Genomic DNA, 22,412 nt, shown 5'->3' with positions numbered 1-22,412 from the left:
TATTTCTAAAAAAATGCGCTAAAAGAACAAAAAGAGAATCAATGTTTAAAGTGCTTTAAAAGCTGTTTTTTAAAGTTATTTCTGTAACTATTTGATAATTAAATAAATATAACTTACCTTTGTTGCCCTAAAATTATTGTTTAACTAAAGAAGGAGGAAGATGTTTAAAAAACACCTCATTCCATTGGTAGCAATTTTAGTAATGCTACTTATGGTAAAAGTGTTTGCTTATACACGACCGGCAGTAAAAACAAGTCTTGGAGAAGACAAAAAAATCAACATTATACAAAAGGCTGAGGAGCTTAAACCTAAACACGAAGAGCAGTTAGCTTTTGCCGAAGAAACATTGCCGGTAGGCGATGAGAAAGTAAGCAAAAAGATGAAAAAAGCATTGGCTGCCTTCTCTTATCAGAAATTACAAACTAACCGTTTGCATGAAAAGGCGGGGAAATGGTTCCCGATCATCGAGCCTATTCTGGCGGCATACGGTATTCCTAATGACTTTAAGTATTTACCTTTGGTAGAATCCGGTTTATTAGACGGGGTTTCTCCTAAAGGAGCGGCAGGGTATTGGCAATTTATGCCGGGTACAGCCCGTACTTATGGCTTAAAAGTTAATGGTCAGATAGACGAAAGATATAATCTGCGCAAATCTACCATAGCAGCATGCAAGTATCTTAATGAATTGTATGATGTTTTTGAAAGCTGGACTTTGGTTGCGGCGGCTTACAACGTAGGCGATACGCACATGAAGAAACAGATCAAAAAACAGAATCAGGATAACTATTTTAAGATGAAGCTGAATAGAGAAACTGCCAGTTATGTTTATAAGCTGATATCTATGAAAGAGATTCTGGAAAATCCGGCGGTATATGGTTACAAAAATCAGAGACCATTTATTGCCTATAATGTTGAAAATGAAAATGCTAATACTGCAATTGAATAGCATTTACATGTGATAAGCAATTTGCCCCGGTTTTTTAATCGGGGCTTTTTTATGTCTCAAAGTTTAAAAATACTACATTAGTATTGTTATGCATAGCAGGAAATTAAAGGTTACAGCAGTAGAGCAGCAGGTTAATGAAACAATAAAGATTGCGTTTGAGCCAACAGACGGACAAGCGTTTAATTATAGTGCGGGACAGTTTTTAACCTTAGTATTTAACGTAAATAGCAGAGAACTAAGACGTTCTTATTCTTTTTGCAGTTCTCCCCATGTTGACGAACCTTTGGCTATAGCTGTTAAATTAGTAGAGAATGGTGAAATCTCCAGATTTTTGCATCATCAAATAGCTGTGGGCGATATTGTAGAGGCAACAGAACCCAATGGTCAGTTTGTTTATGAAACTGATACAGATGTAAGGCGTACTGTTTTTTTGTTTGCCGCAGGTGTAGGTATTACGCCTTTGTTTTCTATCTTAAAATCGGCGCTTACAGCAGAAAAACATAGTGAGGTTGTACTTATTTTTAGTAACAGGACTGCCGAAGATGTACTTTTTAAAGATGAACTTGATAGCTGGAAAGAAAGATATGCTGAAAGATTAACCCTGATTTATTTGTTCAGCAGCTCAAAAGACTTAATGCGGGCACGGTTAAACAGTTTCTTAATTGGCCAGTTGGTACATGAAAATATGCATTTTGATGCTAAGGATGCCCTTTTCTATACTTGCGGACCGGTAGATTATATGGATATGTGCAGGATCAAGCTGCTGGGCTTAGGCTATTCATCCCTACAAATTAAAAGAGAAACTTTCGTTTTACCCGAAGATGAGCAGGATGAAGACGATACTACTGAAAAGGTAGTCGATAAAAACACTTATACTGTTAACTTAATTTTTAAAGGCAGCCAGTACCGTTTAGCGGTTCCTTATCCTAAACGTATTTTGGATGTGGCATTAGAAAACAAAATAAAACTGCCTTACAGTTGCAGCGGCGGTGTATGCAGCACATGTACAGCTACCTGTATAAAAGGAGGAGTGCGTATGGATTATAACGAAGTGCTTACTGACGAAGAAATTGCCGAAGGCAGGGTTTTGGTTTGCACCGGACATCCTACACAAAATGATACGACCATAACCTGGGATGCGTAATCTGATCCATCTTGTTGCTTAAGTATTAAAAATCAGGTGTTTGTTTTTTTAAAATAATGCTTGATAAAGTAAAATTTTATTTCCTACTTTGCGGTGTACATAATACACTTACAGCAAAATGCAATTTAATACTTCAATTATTACAACAATTATTACCACCGGGATTTTTTCTGGGGGATAGCCTGTTGTTATAATCTGAAGAAAATATAAACACAGAAAGCGCCCCCAAATTTGGGGGCGCTTTTTTTATTTAACCATATCCTAAAAACAATGAAAGTACTGAAATTCGGCGGCACATCCGTAGGTTCGGCCGAGAACATTAAAACACTTTTAAAACTTGTATTACAAGAAAAACAGAACGAAAACCCGGTAGTTGTATTATCGGCAATGAGTGGGGTAACCAACATGCTTACCGAAATGGCCGAAATGGCCGAACGGGGCGAGCCTTTTGCTACACAGCTTAATCAAATTGAAAATAAGCATTTTGAAATAATTAGAGCATTACTGCCCGCAGCAGATCAAAATCCTGTTTTTACAAAAATCAAGATATTTTTGAACGAATTGGAGGATGTTTTACAGGCTGTTTCTTCTTTAAAAGAACTAAGCCCGCAAACCAAAGATCTTATCTTAAGCTATGGTGAGAAATGTTCTACTTTTATGGTAAGTCATGTTGCCCGGCAGTATATTGATAATCCCTTATATGTTTTTGGCGCAGAGTACATTAAAACTGATCATAATTTTGGTAATGCCAAAGTTGATACTGTTTTAACAGACCTGTTAATCAAAGATTTTTACCGTTCAAATCAGGATAAAGTACTTTTTGTAACCGGTTTTATTGCCAGTAATGCAGAAAATAAAGTAACCACTTTGGGAAGGGGCGGTTCAGATTACACCGCTGCAATATGGGGTTCGGCATTGGATGCTGAAGAAATACAAATATGGACAGATGTAAACGGCATGATGACCGCAGATCCTCGCATGGTAAAGAAAGCTTTTTCGCTAGAGGAGTTAAGCTATACTGAAGCGATGGAACTGAGCTATTTCGGGGCCAAGGTTATTTATCCGCCTACCATGCTACCTGCATTTCTTAAGAAAATACCTTTGGTTATCAAAAACACTTTTCAGCCCGATTTTAAAGGGACTTATATCAGAAGCGATGTAAAGGCCTCTGTTATGCCTATTAAAGGCATATCTTCTATAGATCAGATCAGTATCATCAATTTATCAGGAGGTGGAATGGTAGGAAAAGCAGGTTTTAGCGGAAGGTTGTTTTCATTGCTATCCCGAGAACAGATCAATATGGTATTGATTACCCAATCATCATCAGAACATAGTATCACTTTTGCTGTAAAACCATCAGATGTAGAAACGGCTATCAAATTGATTGAGAAAGAATTTGAACTGGAACTCAATGCACAAAAATTAAGTTGGCCAGAAGTAGAACATAACCTTGCCGTTTTAGCGGTGGTTGGAGAGAATATGAAGCGTACACCGGGGATGAGTGGCAGGCTTTTCCATGCACTCGGCAGAAATGGTATCAATGTAAGGGCTATAGCACAGGGATCTTCAGAATACAATATTTCAGTTATTATTGGTAAAGACGATTTATCAAAAGCAGTAAACGCCGTTCATGATGCTTTCTTTACAGATTTGAAACGAACACTTAACATCTTTTGCTTAGGAACAGGAAATATAGGGAAAACCCTTTTTACACAGTTAAAAGATCAGATGTCTTTTTTGGCTCAAAATAATGATTTGCAGGTAAAGGTTACGGGTATAGGTAACACAAGGAAAATGATTTTTAATGCTGATGGTTTAAACTTGAGTACCTGGGAAACCGAACTGAACGAGCAGGGCGCACAGGCAGAACTGAAACGGTTTATAGATCAGATGGTAGCCATGAATTTACCAAACTGCGTTTTTGTTGACAATACTGCTAGTGAGGCACCTGTAGCTTTTTATCAGCATATCTTTGAAAATACCATTTCTATAGTAACCTGTAATAAGAAAGGTAATTCTGCCGCCTATGCGCAATATAAATTGTTTAAAGATACAGCCCGTAAACATGGCGTAGACTTTTATTATGAAACCAATGTAGGAGCCGGATTACCCATTATACGTACCCTAAAAGATCTGATGATGAGTGGTGATAAGGTTACGAGGATAGAAGCTATTTTATCAGGAACCATTTCTTACATTTTTAACAACTTTAAAGATAATGCCGGATTTTATGAAACCGTTAAACAGGCACAGGATTTAGGTTATACCGAGCCCGATCCACGTGATGATCTGAATGGTAAAGATTTTATGCGTAAGATGCTTATACTGGCTCGTGATGCGGGTTACCATCTCGAAGCAGATGATGTAAAAATCGATAATATTTTACCTGATTCATGCTTACAGGCACCAAGTGTAGAAGCCTTTTATCAGGAGCTTGAGCTTAATGCCACTTATTTTGAGGCACTTAAAAATAGGGCTAAAACTCAAAATAAGGTGCTACGCTATATAGGTAAGTTAGAAGATGGAAAAGCAGAGATTAGTTTACAAATGGTAGATGAAAATCACCCTTTTTATATGCTTTCGGGTAGTGATAACATCATTTCATTTACTACAGACCGCTATATGAACAGGCCAATGGTGGTAAAAGGACCTGGAGCGGGAGCAGAGGTAACCGCAGCAGGTGTTTTTGCTGATATTATTAATGTGGGGAGGGCATAACATGAAAAAGCAGCTTAAAGTATTTGCTCCGGCCACTGTAGCTAATGTGGTGTGCGGCTTTGATGTGCTGGGGTTTGCCGTAAATGAACCTGGAGACGAAGTGTTGATGACGCTTACAGATCAACCGGGTATTAAAATTATACAGATTACAGGTGATGGTGGCAAACTTCCTTTAGAGAGCCATAAAAATACAGTAAGCGCATCTGTACAACATTACCTTAAACATATCAACAGAGAAGATGTGGGTGTAGAAATTTCTTTGCATAAGAAAATGCCTATAGGTAGCGGATTAGGTTCTAGCTCGGCAAGTACAGTTGCGGGCCTTTTTGCCATTAATCAATTAATGGGTAATCTGTTAACAGCAAAAGAATTGGTGCCATTTGCGATGAAAGGAGAGGAGCTGGCTTGTGGTTATGGGCATGCAGATAATGTAGCCCCAGCCCTAATGGGAGGCTTTGTGTTGATCAGAAGCTATGATCCATTAGATATTATATCATTGCCTGTACCAGCCAGTTTACATGTAGCTATTGTTTACCCCGAAGTTGATGTACCTACAAAAGATGCCAGGCAAATGATCCGTACAAAAATTCAATTGAAAGATGCGGTTACACAATGGGGTAATGTTGCGGGTTTGGTAAGTGGTTTGTTTTTAGATGATTTGGATTTAGTGGGACGTAGCATGAAAGATGTGTTGGTAGAGCCCTTTCGATCTATCCTGATACCAGGTTTTGAAGAATTGAGAAACATAGCAATGGAAAACGGAGCTGTAGGATTTGGTATATCAGGTTCTGGACCTTCAGTTTTTGCATTGGCCGGGGATCCTCTTACTGCTAGAAAAATAACCGATTTACAGCAAGCGTATCTTTCAAAGATGAAAATCAACAGTTCTGCTTTTGTATCAGCGGTAAACACCGAAGGACCTAAACTATTGTGATCTGAACTCCAGTTATTTACATGTAATCAATATTTGAAAAATGAAATTTTATTCAACCCAAAATAAAAACTTGCGTGTATCATTTAAGGAAGCTGTTTTTAACAGCATGCCTTTAGATAGAGGATTGTATATGCCTGAGTTTATTCCACAATTAGGAGATCAATTTATTAATCAGATCGAAAAATATACTTTTCCTGAAATTGCCTTTGAAATAGCAACTAAATTGTTAAAAAATGATATACCTGAGCAGCAATTAAAAAAACTGATAGATGACGCTATAAATTTTGAAGCACCTGTTGTAAGACTTGATGATTCTACTTTTGTGTTAGAATTGTTTCATGGGCCTTCTTTAGCCTTCAAAGATTTTGGCGCTCGTTTTATGAGCAGGGTAATGAGTTACTTTTTACATGAGGGAGGGCCCATGCTGGATGTACTTGTGGCTACATCAGGCGATACCGGCGGAGCCGTGGCTTTAGGTTTTTTAGGTGTGCCGAATACACGGGTTACCATTCTCTATCCTAAAGGAAAGGTTAGCCCCGTACAGGAACTGCAGTTAACCACAAACGGGCAAAATATAAGATCGATAGAAATTGAAGGCACTTTTGATGATTGTCAAGCTTTGGTTAAACAGGCCTTTGCAGATGAAGAACTGAACCGGAAATTTCGTTTAACTTCTGCTAACTCTATTAATATTGCCCGTTTGATACCGCAAACTTTTTATTATTTCAATGCTTATGCCCAGCTTAAACGTATAGGTGTTGAACAGGTAACTTTTGCTGTACCAAGTGGTAATTTTGGAAATATTGCAGCAGGCTTACTGGCTTTTAAAATGGGCTTGCCTGTAAAGCAATTTATTGCGGCAACTAATGTAAACGATACTGTTCCCCGTTATCTGGAAACAGGAATTTATCAAACCAAACCATCTGTACCTACTTGTGCAAACGCTATGGATGTGGGGGCGCCGAGTAATTGGGTACGCATTATGGATTTGTTTCATAATGATACGAAAGCCATAAAAACGATGGTCAAAGCTTATCGTTTTACAGATGAAGAGACGCTAAGAGGTATGAAAGCAATTTGTGATAAATATGCTTACATTGCCTGCCCTCATACAGCTATTGCTTATCTGGCAACAGAAAGTTATAAGAAAGAAAGGGTACCAAATAATGATGTAACGGTATTTTTGTCAACTGCACATCCTTGCAAATTTCCTGAAGTATTTCCTGATGAGATCGCTGCCAAGATAGAAGCCCCTGTACAGGTTAAAAATCTGGCAAATAGGCAAAAACAATCAGAACGATTAGTCGCCAATTTTGATGCATTTAAGAATTACTTAATGCGGGTTTAGTTAAAATGGGTTGTTTGAAATATGGCTGTGTCACATTGAGCCTGTCGAAATGTGAAGCCTCCATTACGAGAGACTTCGACAAGCTCAGTCTGACATCATAGCCATTAAACAACCCCTTTTAACTCATTATAAATTAATAATTTCTCCTTTGCTTTCATTTCCAGTTCTGTCAACTGCTGTAACCATAATGGCTTTCAACGTTTGGGTAGATTTAACTTTACCATTTAATTCAATGGTTTTTGGCAATTGAAGGAATGAGCTTTTGGTATTTAGCGTGCGGTATGTCCATTTGGAGCCATACAAGGTATAAACTACATATTTAAATACGTCCTTAGCATCTTTTTGCGTCCATTTGATGTATAAATCATTATCCCTGTTCTCAGTGCTTACCGATGGCGACGCGGGTAGCTTTTTGTTGAGCCATAAAGACTGAGGAACCAAAGCTTCTTCCTGATAAGGTCCGGCTAATAGATCTTTGCGTAGGCTTTCATGTTGAAGTAAAGCAGCAATGCTCCAGTGGGCCACTCCTGGTGATAGGGGTGTAGTAGCACGAGAAATCATGATCTGATTGATGATTTCATCGCTGTTCTTTTCACCGCCCCCTAATCCACTGTTCAATCCTGGCCATAAGTGGCGATGTTTGGTGTTTTCTGAGTTCCACCAGTTTAATAACACGGGAAAACTTAAAGGAATATTGTTAATTTGCCAATATAGCTGTGGCATAAAATAATCTATCCAGCCTTTGTTTAACCATAACTTGGCATCAGCATAAAGTTTGTCGTACTGATCCATTCCTCTGATAGACTCAGGATAACCCGGACGCCATATACCAAAAGGACTGATTCCAAATTTTACGTGTTTTTTCTCTGCTTTAATGGTCTTGTAAATACGTTTTACAAAAATATTTACCTGCTCTCTACGCCAGTCTCCTCTTGATAATTTCCCTCCTTTGCTTTGGTAAGCTGCATAACTTTCATCATCCGGAAAATCTGCTCCACCGTTATACTCGGCATAAGGATAAAAGTAATCGTCAAAGTGTACGCCATCTATATCGTATCGTTTTACAATATCCTTTACCACCGCAACAGCTAAGTCCTGAGTGCCTTTTTTTGAAGGATCGAACCACCAGTAGCCCTGTTTTAATTTTACTACCAGATCGGGATGTTTCTTAACTACCGAGAAATCGCTAACCGGACCACCTGCAATATGATGTGCACGATAAGGATTTAACCATACATGAAGCTCCATACCGCGTTCATGAGCAGCATTTACCCAAAATTCTAAAGGATCATAATAAGGATCAGGGGCTTTACCTTGTTCTCCTGTTAGGTAATATGACCAAGGCTCCAGGTCGCTTTTATAAAATGCGTCTGCTTGTGGCCTGATTTGAAAAATAACTGCATTAAAATTATTTTTTTGCAACATATCTAATAAAGCAATGGCTTCATCCTGTTGTTGCTGTGTGCTAAGACCTGGTTTGCTCGGCCAGTTTATGTTGGCAACACTTGCTACCCAAGCAGCCCTGAATTCACGCTGTGCCTTGGGGCTATTTACAATTTGACTTTTCCCCTGTAAGACGATTAAACAGATGAGTAGTGTAAAAATGATGGTTTTTTTTAACATGATTGCAAAGTATTTTCATCAATAATAAAAATATTTTATCTAAATACTGCATATACCTGCAAAACAAAACATAAAGCTGCAAAATAAAGTTGTTTTCTTGGTTTTAGGCTGATCTGTTTGTAAAGCTTGATTAAAAAAATATTCACGTTTAAATGTTAGAGAAAAAAGGAGAACAATTTGTGCATTAAGCTGTTATACTTGATGTTGTTAAACTAAATCTTGATCATATGAAGAAATTATTCGCTGAATTTTTTGGTACCTTCTGGTTGGTTTTTGGGGGATGTGGCAGTGCAATTTTTGCAGCAGGCATACCCAGTTTAGGAATTGGTTTTGCTGGTGTTGCACTGGCATTTGGATTAACGGTACTTACAATGGCTTATGCTGTTGGCCCTATTTCGGGAGGGCATTTTAACCCTGCAGTATCTGTAGGACTGACTGTGGGAGGTCGTTTCCCTCTAAAAGATTTAATCCCTTATATTGTTTCCCAGTGTTTGGGAGCAATGTTGGCAGCTTCTGCACTTTACATGATTGCTTTAGGCCATGCTGATTTTGCAATTGATAATACAAAACCTGGCGCTTTTGCTGCCAATGGTTATGGAGCGCTTTCACCTAACGGCTATGCGCTTGCTTCGGCATTTTTAGCAGAATTTATACTTACAGCTTTGTTTCTAATTATTATTCTGGGCGCTACAGCAGCATCTTCCAATGGAAAATTTGCCGGCTTAGCCATAGGTTTAGGACTTACGCTTATTCACTTGATTTCTATCCCTATAACCAATACATCGGTTAATCCTGCCAGATCCACTTCACAGGCAATTATAGCCGGTGGGGCATATGTAAATCAGTTGTGGATGTTCTGGGCAGCACCTATTTTGGGGGCTATTGCAGGAGCTTTGATTTACACTTACCTGATTGGCAAAAGAGAAACTGCTCAATAGTTTTGAAGAAATCCCGTTACCCGAAAACGGGATTTCTTTATATTGTTTTTGATTAAAATATAGCCCGTGCAATTTCTTGTGTTTGTTCAGGCTTGCCCATGGTATAAAAATGTAGTACAGGAGCACCAAACTCAATAAGCTCTTTACATTGTTTAATCATAAAGTGGGTACCTACTTCCTTAACTTCTTGCGCCGTTTTACAATGATTAACGGCATCTGTAAGGTCATCAGGCAAATCAATATGGAAAATCTTTGGCAAACTGATCAATTGTTTGGCGGTACTAATGGGCTTTAAGCCTGGAATAATAGGAACATTAATACCATTTTCTCTGCATTTCTTTACAAAATCAAAGTACTTTTGGTTATCAAAAAACATCTGTGTTACGATGAACTCAGCACCCAAGTCAATTTTGTGTTTCAGGTATTTAAAATCCGTATTGAGATTGGGAGCCTCAAAATGTTTTTCAGGATAGCCCGCTACACCAATACAGAAATCGCTTTTAAAGGTATCGATATCTTCATGCAGAAATTTACCGTTATTATGGTTTTTAATATGCTGAACCAGATCACTGGCATAAGTGTGCCCGCCTGGAGTAGGTACAAAGCTCGAATCGGCCTGACGTGAATCTCCTCGTAAAGCCAGTACATTATCTATACCTAAAAACTGAAGATCTATCAGCGCGTTTTCGGTTTCTTCTTTGGTAAATCCACCGCAAATTAAATGAGGTACAGCATCAATGCCATATTTATTGATAATTGCAGCGCAAATAGCAATGGTGCCGGGTCGTTTACGGTAAGAGATTTTTTGTAATAAACCATCGCCTTTATCTTTATAGATATAATCTTCTCTTAGTGAAGTTACATCAATAAAAGGAGGATTAAATTCTAATAAAGGTTCAATTGAATCATAAACCCATTGTATGCTCTGTCCTTTTACAGGTGGTAACAATTCAAATGAGAATAAGGTCTTGCCTTTTGCATTTTTAATATGTTCGATGATCTTCATTGCAATGGTTTATGATTTTTAATGTATGATGATTTAATAAGCCAGATTAGGTGCCAGCCAGCGTTCTGTTTCTTCAAGTGGCATAGATTTTCGTTTTGCATAATCTTCTACCTGATCTTTGGTAATTTTGTTCAATCCAAAATATTTTGAATCGGGATGCGAAAAGTAAAAGCCACTTACTGCTGCGGTAGGGTACATGGCATAACTTTCCGTTATTTGCAGGCCAATTTCTTGATCTGCATTTAATAAGGCAAACAAAGTTCCTTTCTCAGTATGCTCGGGGCAGGCAGGGTAACCCGGAGCCGGACGTATACCGGTATATTGCTCTTTTATCAGCTCTTCATTGGTAAAGTGTTCATCTTTTGCATAGCCCCAATATTCTTTGCGTACCATTTCGTGCAGTTTTTCTGCAAATGCTTCTGCAAGACGATCGGCCAGTGCTTTAATTAAAATACTGTTATAATCATCATGATTGCGTTCGTATTCAGCTACCAGCTCATCGCAGCCAATGCCTGCAGTTAATGCAAAAGCACCAAAATAATCTTTTACTCCGCTCTCTTTTGGCGCGATAAAATCTGATAAGGCATAATAAGGTTGTCCTTCAGGTTTTTCTGCCTGCTGGCGTAAAGTATGAATACGTACTTTATTTGCTTTTCCGTTTTTCAATAGGCCACTTTGAGGTAATAACTCGGCATCAAGCTCCAGTTCTATGTCATCCCCAATTGAAGAAGCGGGCCAAAAACCTAATACGGCTTTGGCTTTCAATAATTTTCGTTCCACTACTGTTTTTAACAAAGCTTGGGCATCATCAAATAATTTCCGCGCTTCATGGCCTACATTTTTGTCTTCGAATATTTTAGGATAACTGCCCCTAAGTTCCCAAGTATGGAAAAATGGTGTCCAGTCTATGTAAGGAATAAGCTCAGTAAGCGGGAAATCATGCAGCACTTTTGTGCCTGTAAATAAAGGTGCAGGAGCTACCTTGCTTAAATCTATTTTGAATTTTGAGGCTCTTGCCTCTTCAATGCTTTTAAATCTTTTATCAGAGCGTTTGTTCAGATGAGCTTCACGGGCTTTATTGTATTCTTCTTTAATCTGTGTAATATAATTATTCTTCAGCTCGCCGTTCATTAAAGTGCTGCATACCGTAACGCTTCTTGAAGCATCCAGCACATGAATGGTAGGTCCAGAATAGTTCGGGGCAATTTTTACGGCCGCATGGATACGTGAGGTAGTTGCACCACCCACAATAAGAGGGATATTAAAACCTTCGCGTTCCATTTCTTTGGCAAAATGCACCATCTCATCTAAGGAAGGTGTGATCAGACCACTTAAGCCAATAATATCGGCATTGATTTCTTTAGCTTTTTTTATAATATCCTGTGCCGGAACCATTACTCCCATATCTACGATTTCGAAGTTATTGCAAGCTAGAACCACGCCTACAATATTTTTGCCTATATCGTGTACATCGCCTTTTACAGTAGCCAGAAGTATCCGGCCTGCCGAGGCTCCCTGGTCTAAATCAGGATTGGCCTGTTTTTCTGCTTCAATAAATGGCAGCAGGTAGGCCACTGCCTTTTTCATTACACGGGCAGATTTTACCACTTGAGGAAGAAACATCTTACCTGATCCGAACAAGTCACCTACGATATTCATGCCATCCATTAAAGGCCCCTCTATTACTTGTATAGGACGGGGATATTTCTGACGGGCTTCTTCCACGTCTTCATCGAGGTATTCGATAATACCTTTAACTAAAGCATGCGAAAGACGCTCTTCAACAGTTGCTTTGCGCCAGGTTTCATCTTTGCTAATGGTCTTACCTTTATTTTTTACCGTTTCAGCAAATTCTACTAAGCGTTCGGTAGCATCAGGCCTGCGGTTTAACAGTACATCTTCTACTTTTTGCAGTAGTTCAGGTTCAATTTCTTCGTAAACTTCCAACATCCCTGCATTTACAATACCCATATCCAAGCCAGCTTTAATGGCGTGATACAGAAAAGCAGAGTGCATGGCTTCACGAACCACGTTATTTCCTCTAAAAGAGAAAGAAATATTAGAAACCCCTCCACTAACTTTTGCCAAAGGCAGGTTTTCTTTGATCCATTTGGTAGCTTTTATAAAATCAACCGCATAATTGTTGTGTTCTTCTAAACCTGTGGCAACGGTTAAGATGTTCGGGTCGAAAATAATATCCTGGGGAGGAAAACCGATTTCGTTCACTAAAATATCATAACTGCGTTTACAGATTTCTGTTCTGCGTTCATAATTATCAGCTTGTCCCTGCTCATCAAAAGCCATTACTACTACTGCTGCACCGTATTTTAAGATCTGACGTGCATGAGATTTAAAGCTTTCTTCCCCTTCTTTCAAGGAAATAGAGTTTACAATTCCTTTTCCCTGTAGGCATTTTAATCCGGCTTCTATCACACTCCATTTAGAAGAATCGATCATGATAGGTAGTTTTGCAATTTCAGGTTCAGAAGCAATCAGGTTTAAGAATTTGGTCATGGCAGCTTCTGAGTCAAGCATACCTTCGTCCATATTTACATCTATGATTTGTGCACCGCCCTCAACTTGCTGCAAAGCAACAGAAAGTGCGGCTTCATAGTCACCGCTTAAGATGAGTTTAGAAAATTTTGGAGAACCTGTAATGTTGGTACGCTCGCCTACATTCACAAAAATACTTTCAGGTGTAATGGTAACAGGTTCCAGTCCGCTTAAACGTAAATAAGGTTCTATAAAAGGAATTTTGCGAGGCTGTGCTTTTTTTGCCTTTTTGGCAATGCAACCAATATGCTCAGGTGTTGTTCCACAACATCCACCTACAATATTCACAAAACCCGATTCGATAAAATCTTCTACCAGATGGGCGGTTTCATGCGGTAATTCATCATAAGCCCCAAACTCATTAGGTAGACCGGCATTGGGATAAGCAGAAACAAAGCAGGCGGCTTTGGCCGCTAATTCTTCTATATGTGGCCGCATTTCTTTAGCACCTAACGCACAATTGAACCCAATACTTAACGGTTGGGCATGTGCCACAGAATTTAAAAATGCTTCTGCTGTCTGTCCCGATAAAGTTCTCCCCGAAGCATCGGTAATGGTACCCGAAATCATGATCTCGAGTTTGCGCCCGATGATCTCTTCGTAATCTTTAATGGCTGCAATGGCAACTTTTGCATTTAAAGTATCAAAAATAGTTTCTATCAAAAGCACATCGGCACCGCCATCTACCAAACCTTTAACCTGCTCGTAATAAGCTTCATATAATTCATCATAAGAGATAGCCCTGAAACCCGGATCGTTCACATCGGGAGATAAAGATAAAGTACGGTTTGTGGGGCCAATGGCTCCGGCAACAAAACAAATCCTGTCTGGATTTGCTGTCATAAAATCAGCTGTAGCTTCTTTGGCAATTCTGGCACCCTCAAAACTCAGCTCATAAGAAAGCGATTCCATCTGGTAATCAGCCATGGAAATGCGTTGTGTGCTGAAAGTATTGGTTTCTATAATATCGGCTCCTGCTTCAAGATACCTGGTATGGATAGCTTTGATAATATCAGGCCGGGTTATATTTAACAGGTCGTTATTTCCCTTTACATCGCAGGGATGATTTTTAAAGCGCTCGCCTCTAAAATCTTGTTCAGTAAGTTGATATTGCTGTATCATGGTGCCCATTGCACCATCGATAACCAAAATGCGCTTTGCTAATTCTTCTCTAATGCTCATAATACGATCTGCGTTTAACGTTTGGCGAGTGAACGCTTATCGTTTAACGCAATACTCAAAATTTATTGGCTTACTTTAAAAGTAGGGGAACTGGTTTCCTTAAACTTATCTTTCCCCGGTTCCGGGTAGAATGTAGCACCTTGTTAGCACAGGTTGCTAAGACATCGTTGGGTCTAATCCCTCCGCCTTTCTTAATAAGCAGTACAAAAATGCAACATCGCTTTGTTATTTCCAAAAAAGAGGTAACAATAACCAAATAAAATTACAAAGGCCGTGCAATTTTGCACGGCCTTTGATATAAAATTTTGTATAACCTAAATAAAGCTGTTGATATTTTGATTGGCTTTTTATTTCCTGTTCCCAAAAATACGTAGCAGATATAAAAAGATATTTAAGAAATCAAGGTATAAAGAAAGAGCAGCAACAATAGCCATTTTTCTGCTCTCTACCTGTAATGCCTGTTCACCATTGCTTTCTATGCCTTGACCAATGCGTTTGATTTTTTGCACATCATAAGCGGTTAAAGCGGTAAATACAGCTATACCGATAAATGCCATGAACAGACTGAACTGCTCGCTTTGAATAAACATATTGATCAGGCTTGCAATGATTAGACCAATTAAGCCTACCATTAAAATAGGACCAAATTTACTCAAATCTATATTGGTGGTATAACCCATAAAAGCCATGATACCAAAAATGCCAGCAGCGGCAGCAAAACAACTTACGATAGAACCGCTGGTGTAAGCCAGTAAGATAAAGCTTAAACTTATTCCTGTTAATACCGAATATAGGATGAAAACGCCTACTAAAGCGCCATATGATAGTCTGCTTAAACCAAAGCTCATGGTTAAAACCAAAACCAAAGGCGAAAACATAGCTATATAACCAAAAATAGACATGCCTACTTTGCCAGTTTCAGGATTTTGTGTAATTAAATACTGCATTAAACCCGTATTTGAACCAAAAAGATATGCCGCAATTGTAGAAAGGCTTAAAGCGACAAACATCCAAGTAAACACATTCGCAAAAAATTTCTTTGCCACTTGTCCTTCTTCTAAAACAATTACATTAGGGTCTTGATATTGATAATTTTGTTGTTCCATTCTTATTTTTAAATTGGTTACTGGTTAAAAATACTATTTTAATTTAACCTTTTGGTCAATATTTCTTCAACTTTTTTATAAACCTGTAAAGGTTTTAGTTTACGCCAGTATAGCTCATCAAGTTCGCCACCAAAATTGATATAGTAATCGATACTGTTATCCCTGAATTCTTTAACCACATGCTCATTAAAATTTATTCCGGCTATCCATCCTTCTTCAACTTCCTGAAACCACTCCTCGTAATAACTATCATCAGAAGCATGAAAATTTAATACGTTTTCACCTATCAGAATAAATTTATTAATCCCTTCATCTATCATTAACTCAATGATCTCGCGTTTGAGTATCATGATGTCATTGGTAATGGCGTCATTCCATTCGCCTATAAATTCAATAATTGCATAGCAACGCTCATAATCAACAAATAAAACTTTGAGGTAAAGTGTATTTGAACCAAAGGCATCCCATTGCGGGTGCAAGAGGAAATTATATATCTGCTTGTCGAAATAAAACTCAGAATATTCCGTATTGTAAAATGGCGACCGCTCATCTTCTGCAGCAATATAATCATCACGCCATTGGTAATATGGTTCTATCTCGTGCATTTACAAGTTTCAGAGTAAAAGAATAAAGAGAGTTTTAGATGATCTTATCTGCTTTTAATGTTTTGCTTCAACTGCTTTACGCACGCTTCCGTATTTGTTTAGCAAAGCTGATGCTTCTTCCTGGCTAATGTTCAGTTCGGTCATCACCATGTGCGTACCCCTATCAACCAGTTTATGGTTGGTTAATTGCATATCAACCATACGGTTACCTTTTACACGGCCTAACTTAATCATTACTGTTGTACTTAGCATATTTAGTACCAGTTTTTGTGCAGTTCCCGATTTCATACGGGTAGAACCTGTTAAAAATTCAGGGCCAACCACAACCTCAACAGGGTAATCTGCTGCTGCAACAACAGGTCCGCCATGGTTACAAATGATACATCCGGTTAAAATGCCATGTTTGCGGGCCATATTTAATCCGCCAATTACATAAGGCGTTGTACCTGATGCAGCTAAACCTACTAAAGAATCATTTTCGTTAAGTTCATATTCCTGTAGATCTTTCCATGCCTGTTCTTCGTCATCTTCGGCAAATTCTACAGCTTTACGTATCGCCGTATCACCTCCCGCAATAATCCCTACTACCATATCAAAAGGAACACCGAAGGTTGGGGGGCATTCTGATGCGTCAACAATGCCTAAGCGTCCGCTGGTACCCGCGCCAATATAAAACAGTCTTCCACCGTTTTTCATTCTTTCAGCTACTGCGGTAGCCAATTTTTCTATTTGAGGAAGCGCATTTTCTACAGCAAGCGGTACTAATTTATCTTCGTTGTTTATGTTCTTTAATATCTCTGATACAGACATTTTATCAATGTCTTTATATTTTGATTCTTGTTCGGTAATTCTGTTCATTCTATAAAATCGGGATAAATCTCTTAACTTATAAACACGCTTTTTTAGAAAGTGTGCTTTAAACACAAATATCGAGAATAAAAATTAAAAAACTCAAAAGTAATTTCAGCGTTGTTATGAAATAAGAAGATTAAAATTTTGTAGCTTTGTGTAGTTCATTTACATGAAAAAGAATAACCGTTCTGCCTTACTGCTGGCTTTAATTTATGTGGTGTTTTTAGTTGGAGGTATGTATCTGGGTTACAGACTTCTGAGCCGTCCTGAATTTGAACGTAGTAAACAGGTAACGGCAGCTAATACCGAAGCCGAGAGGGTAGAGGATATCATTCACATTATCAAGAAAAAATATGTGGATGAAGTTAGCACCTCTCATTTAAAAAGTGATACCCCTATAGATAGTATCTTAAATCAGTTAGATCCTCATACCACTTATCTGCCTCCTTCTAAAGCCGAAGAACTGAGCCAATCTTTAGATGGTAATTTTGAAGGAATAGGAGTAGAGTATTATATTTTAAATGATACGCTTTTGGTTACCAACGTTTTAAAGGATGGGCCTGCTTTTTCTTCGGGATTAAGACAGGGAGATAAAATCTTAAAGATTGATAGTGTGGTGGTTAGTGGCAGGTCTTTGCCGCGTTCTGAAGTAACGGGAAGAATAAAAGGGAAAAAAGGAAGCTATGTTAAGTTGCAGGTTTTACATCAGGGATTAAATAATCCTGTTCTTTTGAACATCAGAAGAGGACGTGTAGAAGTGAGTAGCATTGATGCAGCTTACATGTTGAATGCTGAAACCGCTTATATCAAGATTAGCAGGTTTGGCGCAAATACCGATGCCGATTTTGTGAACGCCATTAGGGCTTTAAAAACCAAAGGCATGAAAAAGATGGTGCTGGATCTGAGAGATAACGGCGGTGGTTATTTAAGTGCTGCAACAGGGTTAGCTAACCAGTTTTTCCCAGAAAATAAGCTCATTGTTTATACCGAAGGTAAGCATGAACCCCGAACAGATTATTTTACCACAGGTGGGGCTGAATTTGCACAGGGAAAAGTTGCTGTACTGATTAATGAGAATTCGGCCTCTGCCAGCGAGATTTTTGCAGGCGCTATTCAGGATCTGAATCGAGGGATTATCATTGGGCGCAGGTCTTTTGGTAAGGGTCTTGTGCAGGAACAGTTCGCGTTTGAAGATGGCGCAGCTTTAAACCTTACAGTGGCAAGATATTATACGCCACTGGGCAGAAGTATCCAAAAATCTTATAAAAATGGATTGAAAGCTTATCAGCATGAAATAGAAGACCGACTAAATACAGGCGAGCTTACCGCAGAGAATAAACAGATAGACAGCATCAATAAAACCATGCCTTATGTGGTTAAAAATGGTAAAAGAGTTTTTGCAGGTGGAGGTATACAGCCAGATATTTACGTAAAACTGGATACAACAGGTTACAATAAATTCTATGCGGGCTTACAAAGTAAGAATGTGATGATTGATTTTGTTTTTGATGTACTGTCAGAGCGATATAATGCAGATCAGTTAAGTCAGAATTTAAGTGCTTTCGCCATAAGCGAGCAAGACTTTGCAGATTTTTTAAAATACGCTAAGCAAAAACAGGTTGTAGGTGATGTTAAGCAGATTAATGCTGCCAAGCCCTTGATCTATAATGCGCTTAAGATTCTTCTCTGTAAGTTTTATTTAGGTGATAATGGTTATTACAGAGCACTGAATTTAAACGATAATGCAGTAAAGCAGGCTTTAAACGCTTTACAATAAAATTTTCAGGTTCTTGGCAATAATTAAATACCGGTTAGCTCTATTTTTCTTTTTCTTTTTAGATTAATATTTTGTAAAATGTCGTATTTTGGAATTTTATTTTAAATTGAAATTATTTTTTGAAATATAGTTTTACTGACTGTAGTTTTGTGTTTTAAACTTACAGCCGATGCCATTACAAAATTTATTGCCCGGAGATTTAAATACTTTACAAGATCTATTGCAGAAAGTAAAAACCAATACCGATCATTTTATGGGTTATCCGGTAGCTAAAGATTTCGATTATACTGAGCTGCTACCCTTTTTGAATTATCCGATGAACAATCTCGGAGATCCTTTTGTGGATTCGACCTATGCGGTTGATTCAAGAGAAATGGAAAAAGAAGTGATCGCTTTTTTTGCTGCTTTATTTAGGGCTAATTTGGATGATTGGTGGGGTTATGTAACCAACGGAGGTTCTGAAGGAAATCTGTATGGTTTGTATTTGGCTCGTGAGCTTCACCCTAAGGGGATGGTTTATTATTCTGAAGCTACACATTACAGTGTACAAAAGAATTTGCATTTATTGAATATGCCTAATATTGTAATCAGTGCTCAGGAAAACGGTGAGATAGATTATGAGGATTTAGAAAGAACGATTGGCATGAACAGGCATATTCCGGTGATTATTATGGCCAATATTGGTACTACCATGACCGAAGCCCGGGATGATATTGCCAAAATCAAAACAATATTGAAGAAGTTAGCGATCAAGAACTACTATATCCATGCCGATGGTGCTTTATCGGGTAGTTACAGCGCTTTTATTGAACCAAGACCAGCATTTGATTTTGCGGATGGCGCAGACAGCATTGCCATAAGCGGTCACAAATTTTTCGGTTCGCCCATGCCTTGCGGCGTAGTTGTGGTAAAGAAATCTAACCGCAACCGCATAGCCAGATCTGTAGCTTACATTGGTAGTATAGATACCACCATAACAGGCTCAAGAAACGGGCATAGCCCTTTATTTTTATGGTATACCATTAAAAAATTAGGCATTGAGGGTTTACGTGAACGTGCTGCACATAGTTTAGATGTTGCTCAATATGCTACTGATGAATTGAACAAAATAGGTGTAAAAGCTTGGCGTAATCCTAATACCATAACAGTTAATTTCCCCGCGCCAGATCCAGCTATAAGACAAAAATGGCAATTGGCTTCAGAAAATGGGTGGTCGCATATTATCTGTATGCCTAACGTACAAAAAGAACATATTGATGCCCTGATTGCTGAAATGGCAGCACAGCCGGTTATAATCTAAAACCTTAAATACATCTAAATTAACACGCTCTTATTTCTGTCTGAAATAGATTTGGATGGGTACTCCCGAAAAATCGAAATTCTCACGCAGTTTATTTTCTAAAAAACGCTTATAAGGCTCTTTAATATATTGTGGCAGGTTACAGAAAAAGGCAAACATAGGTGCTACACCATTAATCTGGGTTATGTATTTGATCTTGATGTACTTACCTTTTGTGGCTGGAGGTGGATAATTCTCAATAATAGGCAACATCACATCATTTAACTTAGAAGTAGATATTTTCTTGCTGCGGTTATGGTAAACTTCCATAGCAGTTTCAACCGCTTTAAAAATACGCTGTTTGTTCAGTACCGATGTGAAAATAACAGGTACATCTGTAAAAGGCTGTAATTTTTCTTTGATCTGATCTTCAAAAACTTTCATGGTTTTGTTATTCTTCTCAATCAAATCCCATTTGTTTACTAAAATTACCACGCCTTTTTTATTCTTTTCAGCCAAGTGAAAAATATTGATGTCTTGCGCTTCAAGGCCTTCTGTTGCATCTAGCATTAATATACATACATCAGCTTCTTCCAGGGCTTTGATGGTTCGCATCACTGAGTAAAACTCTATATTTTCTTTAACTTTGGTTTTCTTACGTAATCCGGCCGTATCTATGAACATGAACTCGTACCCAAACTGATTATAATGTATATGGATCGAATCGCGAGTGGTACCTGCAATAGGAGTTACAATATTACGCTCTTTCCCCATTAAGGCATTAACCAAAGATGATTTGCCCACATTAGGACGACCAATTATGGTAATTTTAGGTAGCTTACTTTCTTCTTCCTCAACATTCTCCAGATGACTTACCACCTGATCAAGTAAATCGCCAGTGCCTGAACCGGTCATTGAAGATATGGTATAGATATCTCCTAAACCTAAACTGTAAAATACAGCAGAATCATGTTCAAGATTGTTGTTGTCTACCTTGTTTACCACCACAAAAACAGGCTTGTTGCTGCGGCGTAAAATATCAGCTATTTCATCATCCAGATCAGTTACACCCGTAGTTACATCTACCATGAAAAGTAGAACAGAAGCTTCTTCAATAGCAATAACCACTTGCTCGCGAATGGCTGCTTCAAAAACATCATCAGAGCCTGCAACATAACCGCCAGTATCAATTACGGTAAATTTCTTATCGGTCCACTCAGCCACACCATAATGCCTGTCGCGTGTTACACCGCTAAAATCGTCAACAATAGCTTTTCTGCTTTCCGTTAAACGGTTAAAAAGCGTTGATTTACCTACGTTTGGTCTTCCTACAATTGCTATAATGTTGCTCATTCTTGATTTGTTTTTGGGTATATGATCAGTTTAAGGCCTAAGCCGCTGATACAGCATGGTATTTAAAAGCCCGAAACAGAAAATCCAATCTCGGGAATTTGCAAAAATACAGTTAATTTTCGTAGCCGAAATTTTTTAAGTAATTCTTTTTACTGCGCCAATCTGGGATCACTTTCACAAACAGCTGTAAAAATACCTTTTGATCTATAAATTTCTCAATGTCTTTACGGGCTTCTGTACCCACTTTTTTTAGAGAACTACCTCCTTTACCTATGAGGATATTTTTTTGCGAATCGCGTTCAACAATGATTTCGGCGCTGATACGGGTAAGCCCGTCTTCCTCTTTAAAAGAAGTAATGATTACCTCTGTACTGTAAGGGATTTCTTTCTGGTAGTTTAAAAAGATTTTTTCTCTGATGATCTCCGAAGCAAAGAAGCGCAGATGTCTGTCTGTAAGATCTTCTTTATCGTAATAAGCCGGGTGCTCAGGTAAATGCTCCAGAATAAGCGGCAGTAAACCTTCTAAATTGTACTGATGCAATGCCGAAATGGCAAAAATGTATAAAGGGTTAAGTTTTTGCTGCCAGAAAGCGGTTTTTTCTGCAACGAGCTCCTGTGTAGCGGTATCAATTTTATTAATTAGTACAACCAAAGGAATATTACTGTTCGCAATTTTTTCTAAAACATCGTTTTCATCATGTTTTTCATGAATATCGGTTACAAAGAGAATAAGATCGGCATCTGATAAAGATAAGCTAACGGCGCTCATCATGGAGTCCTGTAATTCATATTTAGGTTTGATAATTCCGGGCGTGTCAGAAAAAACAATCTGGTAATCTTCTGTATTTACTATGCCCAATATACGGTGCCGTGTGGTTTGTGCTTTAGGTGTGATAATTGATAGTTTTTCACCTACTATGGCATTCATCAACGTAGATTTTCCTACGTTAGGTTTACCAATAATACTTACAAAGCCTGCTTTATGTGCCATCTTCTATATTTTTTTGAAAAAAAAATTTGCGATACAAAGAAACGAATTATATCTTTG

16 protein-coding genes and 1 riboswitch are annotated in these 22,412 nt (G+C 38.3%); of the genes, 8 read left to right on the top strand and 8 right to left on the bottom strand.

Annotation, left to right across the window (positions count from 1 at the left end):
• Positions 1 to 160 precede the first annotated feature (160 nt).
• The 5 genes from ACLHG9_RS04205 (at position 161) to thrC (ending at position 7,090) form a co-directional block, all read left to right on the top strand.
• Positions 161 to 946 (top strand): lytic transglycosylase domain-containing protein, encoded by a 786-nt coding sequence (locus tag ACLHG9_RS04205; protein ID WP_410220272.1) that lies wholly within the window; start codon positions 161 to 163, stop codon positions 944 to 946.
• Between the two features lie 88 nt (positions 947 to 1,034).
• A complete protein-coding gene (locus ACLHG9_RS04200) occupies positions 1,035 to 2,090 on the top strand; it encodes a 2Fe-2S iron-sulfur cluster-binding protein (RefSeq protein ID WP_410220271.1) in 1,056 nt (351 codons plus the stop codon).
• Positions 2,091 to 2,360: 270 nt separating this feature from the next.
• Positions 2,361 to 4,808, top strand: a complete 2,448-nt coding sequence (thrA, locus tag ACLHG9_RS04195; RefSeq protein ID WP_410220270.1) for a bifunctional aspartate kinase/homoserine dehydrogenase I — start codon at positions 2,361 to 2,363, stop codon at positions 4,806 to 4,808.
• A 1-nt stretch (position 4,809) separates the two neighbouring features.
• Positions 4,810 to 5,742, top strand: a complete 933-nt coding sequence (locus ACLHG9_RS04190; RefSeq protein WP_410220269.1) for a homoserine kinase — start codon at positions 4,810 to 4,812, stop codon at positions 5,740 to 5,742.
• A 40-nt stretch (positions 5,743 to 5,782) separates the two neighbouring features.
• Complete coding sequence (thrC, locus tag ACLHG9_RS04185; RefSeq protein WP_410220268.1) at positions 5,783 to 7,090, top strand: threonine synthase; 1,308 nt, start codon at positions 5,783 to 5,785, stop codon at positions 7,088 to 7,090.
• A gap of 126 nt (positions 7,091 to 7,216) precedes the next feature.
• Here thrC and ACLHG9_RS04180 read toward each other — a convergent pair whose 3' ends face one another.
• On the bottom strand, positions 7,217 to 8,713 hold the full coding sequence (locus tag ACLHG9_RS04180; RefSeq protein WP_410220267.1) for a glycoside hydrolase family 10 protein: 1,497 nt from the start codon (positions 8,711 to 8,713) through the stop codon (positions 7,217 to 7,219).
• Positions 8,714 to 8,940: 227 nt separating this feature from the next.
• Here ACLHG9_RS04180 and aqpZ point away from each other — a divergent pair, with 227 nt between their 5' ends.
• The gene (gene aqpZ, locus ACLHG9_RS04175) at positions 8,941 to 9,651 is read left to right on the top strand and encodes an aquaporin Z (RefSeq protein WP_410220266.1); all 711 of its coding nucleotides are present in this window, start codon (positions 8,941 to 8,943) and stop codon (positions 9,649 to 9,651) included.
• Between the two features lie 52 nt (positions 9,652 to 9,703).
• On the opposite strand, the gene metF is transcribed toward aqpZ, so the two are convergent.
• The 5 genes from metF to murQ form a co-directional block, all read right to left on the bottom strand.
• Positions 9,704 to 10,657 carry a methylenetetrahydrofolate reductase [NAD(P)H] gene (gene metF, locus ACLHG9_RS04170; RefSeq protein ID WP_410220265.1) on the bottom strand — a complete coding sequence of 318 codons (954 nt, stop codon included), beginning with the start codon at positions 10,655 to 10,657 and terminating at the stop codon, positions 9,704 to 9,706.
• A gap of 33 nt (positions 10,658 to 10,690) precedes the next feature.
• Complete coding sequence (metH, locus tag ACLHG9_RS04165; RefSeq protein WP_410220264.1) at positions 10,691 to 14,392, bottom strand: methionine synthase; 3,702 nt, start codon at positions 14,390 to 14,392, stop codon at positions 10,691 to 10,693.
• A gap of 102 nt (positions 14,393 to 14,494) precedes the next feature.
• A riboswitch (SAM riboswitch) is annotated at positions 14,495 to 14,593 on the bottom strand.
• Between the two features lie 146 nt (positions 14,594 to 14,739).
• A complete protein-coding gene (locus ACLHG9_RS04160) occupies positions 14,740 to 15,498 on the bottom strand; it encodes a Bax inhibitor-1/YccA family protein (protein ID WP_410220263.1) in 759 nt (252 codons plus the stop codon).
• 38 nt (positions 15,499 to 15,536) lie between these two features.
• Positions 15,537 to 16,103, bottom strand: a complete 567-nt coding sequence (locus tag ACLHG9_RS04155) for a hypothetical protein (RefSeq protein WP_410220262.1) — start codon at positions 16,101 to 16,103, stop codon at positions 15,537 to 15,539.
• 54 nt (positions 16,104 to 16,157) lie between these two features.
• Positions 16,158 to 16,961, bottom strand: coding sequence for an N-acetylmuramic acid 6-phosphate etherase (murQ, locus tag ACLHG9_RS04150; RefSeq protein ID WP_410220261.1), 804 nt, complete (start codon positions 16,959 to 16,961; stop codon positions 16,158 to 16,160).
• A 163-nt stretch (positions 16,962 to 17,124) separates the two neighbouring features.
• Between murQ and ACLHG9_RS04145 the strand changes: the two genes are divergently transcribed.
• Complete coding sequence (locus ACLHG9_RS04145) at positions 17,125 to 18,732, top strand: S41 family peptidase (protein ID WP_410220260.1); 1,608 nt, start codon at positions 17,125 to 17,127, stop codon at positions 18,730 to 18,732.
• Positions 18,733 to 18,901: 169 nt separating this feature from the next.
• On the top strand, positions 18,902 to 20,032 hold the full coding sequence (locus ACLHG9_RS04140; protein WP_410220259.1) for a histidine decarboxylase: 1,131 nt from the start codon (positions 18,902 to 18,904) through the stop codon (positions 20,030 to 20,032).
• Positions 20,033 to 20,062: 30 nt separating this feature from the next.
• Here ACLHG9_RS04140 and der read toward each other — a convergent pair whose 3' ends face one another.
• Together der and era are read right to left on the bottom strand one after the other, a co-directional pair.
• Positions 20,063 to 21,364: a ribosome biogenesis GTPase Der gene (gene der, locus ACLHG9_RS04135; protein WP_410220258.1), complete on the bottom strand. Its 1,302-nt coding sequence runs from the start codon at positions 21,362 to 21,364 to the stop codon at positions 20,063 to 20,065.
• A gap of 112 nt (positions 21,365 to 21,476) precedes the next feature.
• Entirely contained in the window at positions 21,477 to 22,355 is an 879-nt protein-coding gene (era, locus tag ACLHG9_RS04130) for a GTPase Era (protein WP_410220257.1), read from the bottom strand.
• Positions 22,356 to 22,412: the final 57 nt, after the last annotated feature.

The sequence above is a fragment of the Pedobacter sp. genome (genome assembly GCF_046462515.1).
In the GTDB taxonomy this organism is placed as follows: Bacteria; Bacteroidota; Bacteroidia; order Sphingobacteriales; family Sphingobacteriaceae; genus Pedobacter.
This window is presented reverse-complemented; position numbering and strand designations above follow the sequence as displayed.

Coding starts and splice junctions, on each gene's coding strand:
- murQ (WP_410220261.1), bottom strand. CDS start 16,961: ATGAACAGAATTACCGAACAAGAATCAAAATATAAAGACATTGATAAA.
- era (WP_410220257.1), bottom strand. CDS start 22,355: ATGGCACATAAAGCAGGCTTTGTAAGTATTATTGGTAAACCTAACGTA.
- thrC (WP_410220268.1), top strand. CDS start 5,783: ATGAAATTTTATTCAACCCAAAATAAAAACTTGCGTGTATCATTTAAG.
- ACLHG9_RS04155 (WP_410220262.1), bottom strand. CDS start 16,103: ATGCACGAGATAGAACCATATTACCAATGGCGTGATGATTATATTGCT.
- ACLHG9_RS04145 (WP_410220260.1), top strand. CDS start 17,125: ATGAAAAAGAATAACCGTTCTGCCTTACTGCTGGCTTTAATTTATGTG.
- thrA (WP_410220270.1), top strand. CDS start 2,361: ATGAAAGTACTGAAATTCGGCGGCACATCCGTAGGTTCGGCCGAGAAC.
- ACLHG9_RS04160 (WP_410220263.1), bottom strand. CDS start 15,498: ATGGAACAACAAAATTATCAATATCAAGACCCTAATGTAATTGTTTTA.
- ACLHG9_RS04140 (WP_410220259.1), top strand. CDS start 18,902: ATGCCATTACAAAATTTATTGCCCGGAGATTTAAATACTTTACAAGAT.
- der (WP_410220258.1), bottom strand. CDS start 21,364: ATGAGCAACATTATAGCAATTGTAGGAAGACCAAACGTAGGTAAATCA.
- ACLHG9_RS04180 (WP_410220267.1), bottom strand. CDS start 8,713: ATGTTAAAAAAAACCATCATTTTTACACTACTCATCTGTTTAATCGTC.
- aqpZ (WP_410220266.1), top strand. CDS start 8,941: ATGAAGAAATTATTCGCTGAATTTTTTGGTACCTTCTGGTTGGTTTTT.
- metF (WP_410220265.1), bottom strand. CDS start 10,657: ATGAAGATCATCGAACATATTAAAAATGCAAAAGGCAAGACCTTATTC.
- ACLHG9_RS04205 (WP_410220272.1), top strand. CDS start 161: ATGTTTAAAAAACACCTCATTCCATTGGTAGCAATTTTAGTAATGCTA.
- ACLHG9_RS04200 (WP_410220271.1), top strand. CDS start 1,035: ATGCATAGCAGGAAATTAAAGGTTACAGCAGTAGAGCAGCAGGTTAAT.
- ACLHG9_RS04190 (WP_410220269.1), top strand. CDS start 4,810: ATGAAAAAGCAGCTTAAAGTATTTGCTCCGGCCACTGTAGCTAATGTG.
- metH (WP_410220264.1), bottom strand. CDS start 14,392: ATGAGCATTAGAGAAGAATTAGCAAAGCGCATTTTGGTTATCGATGGT.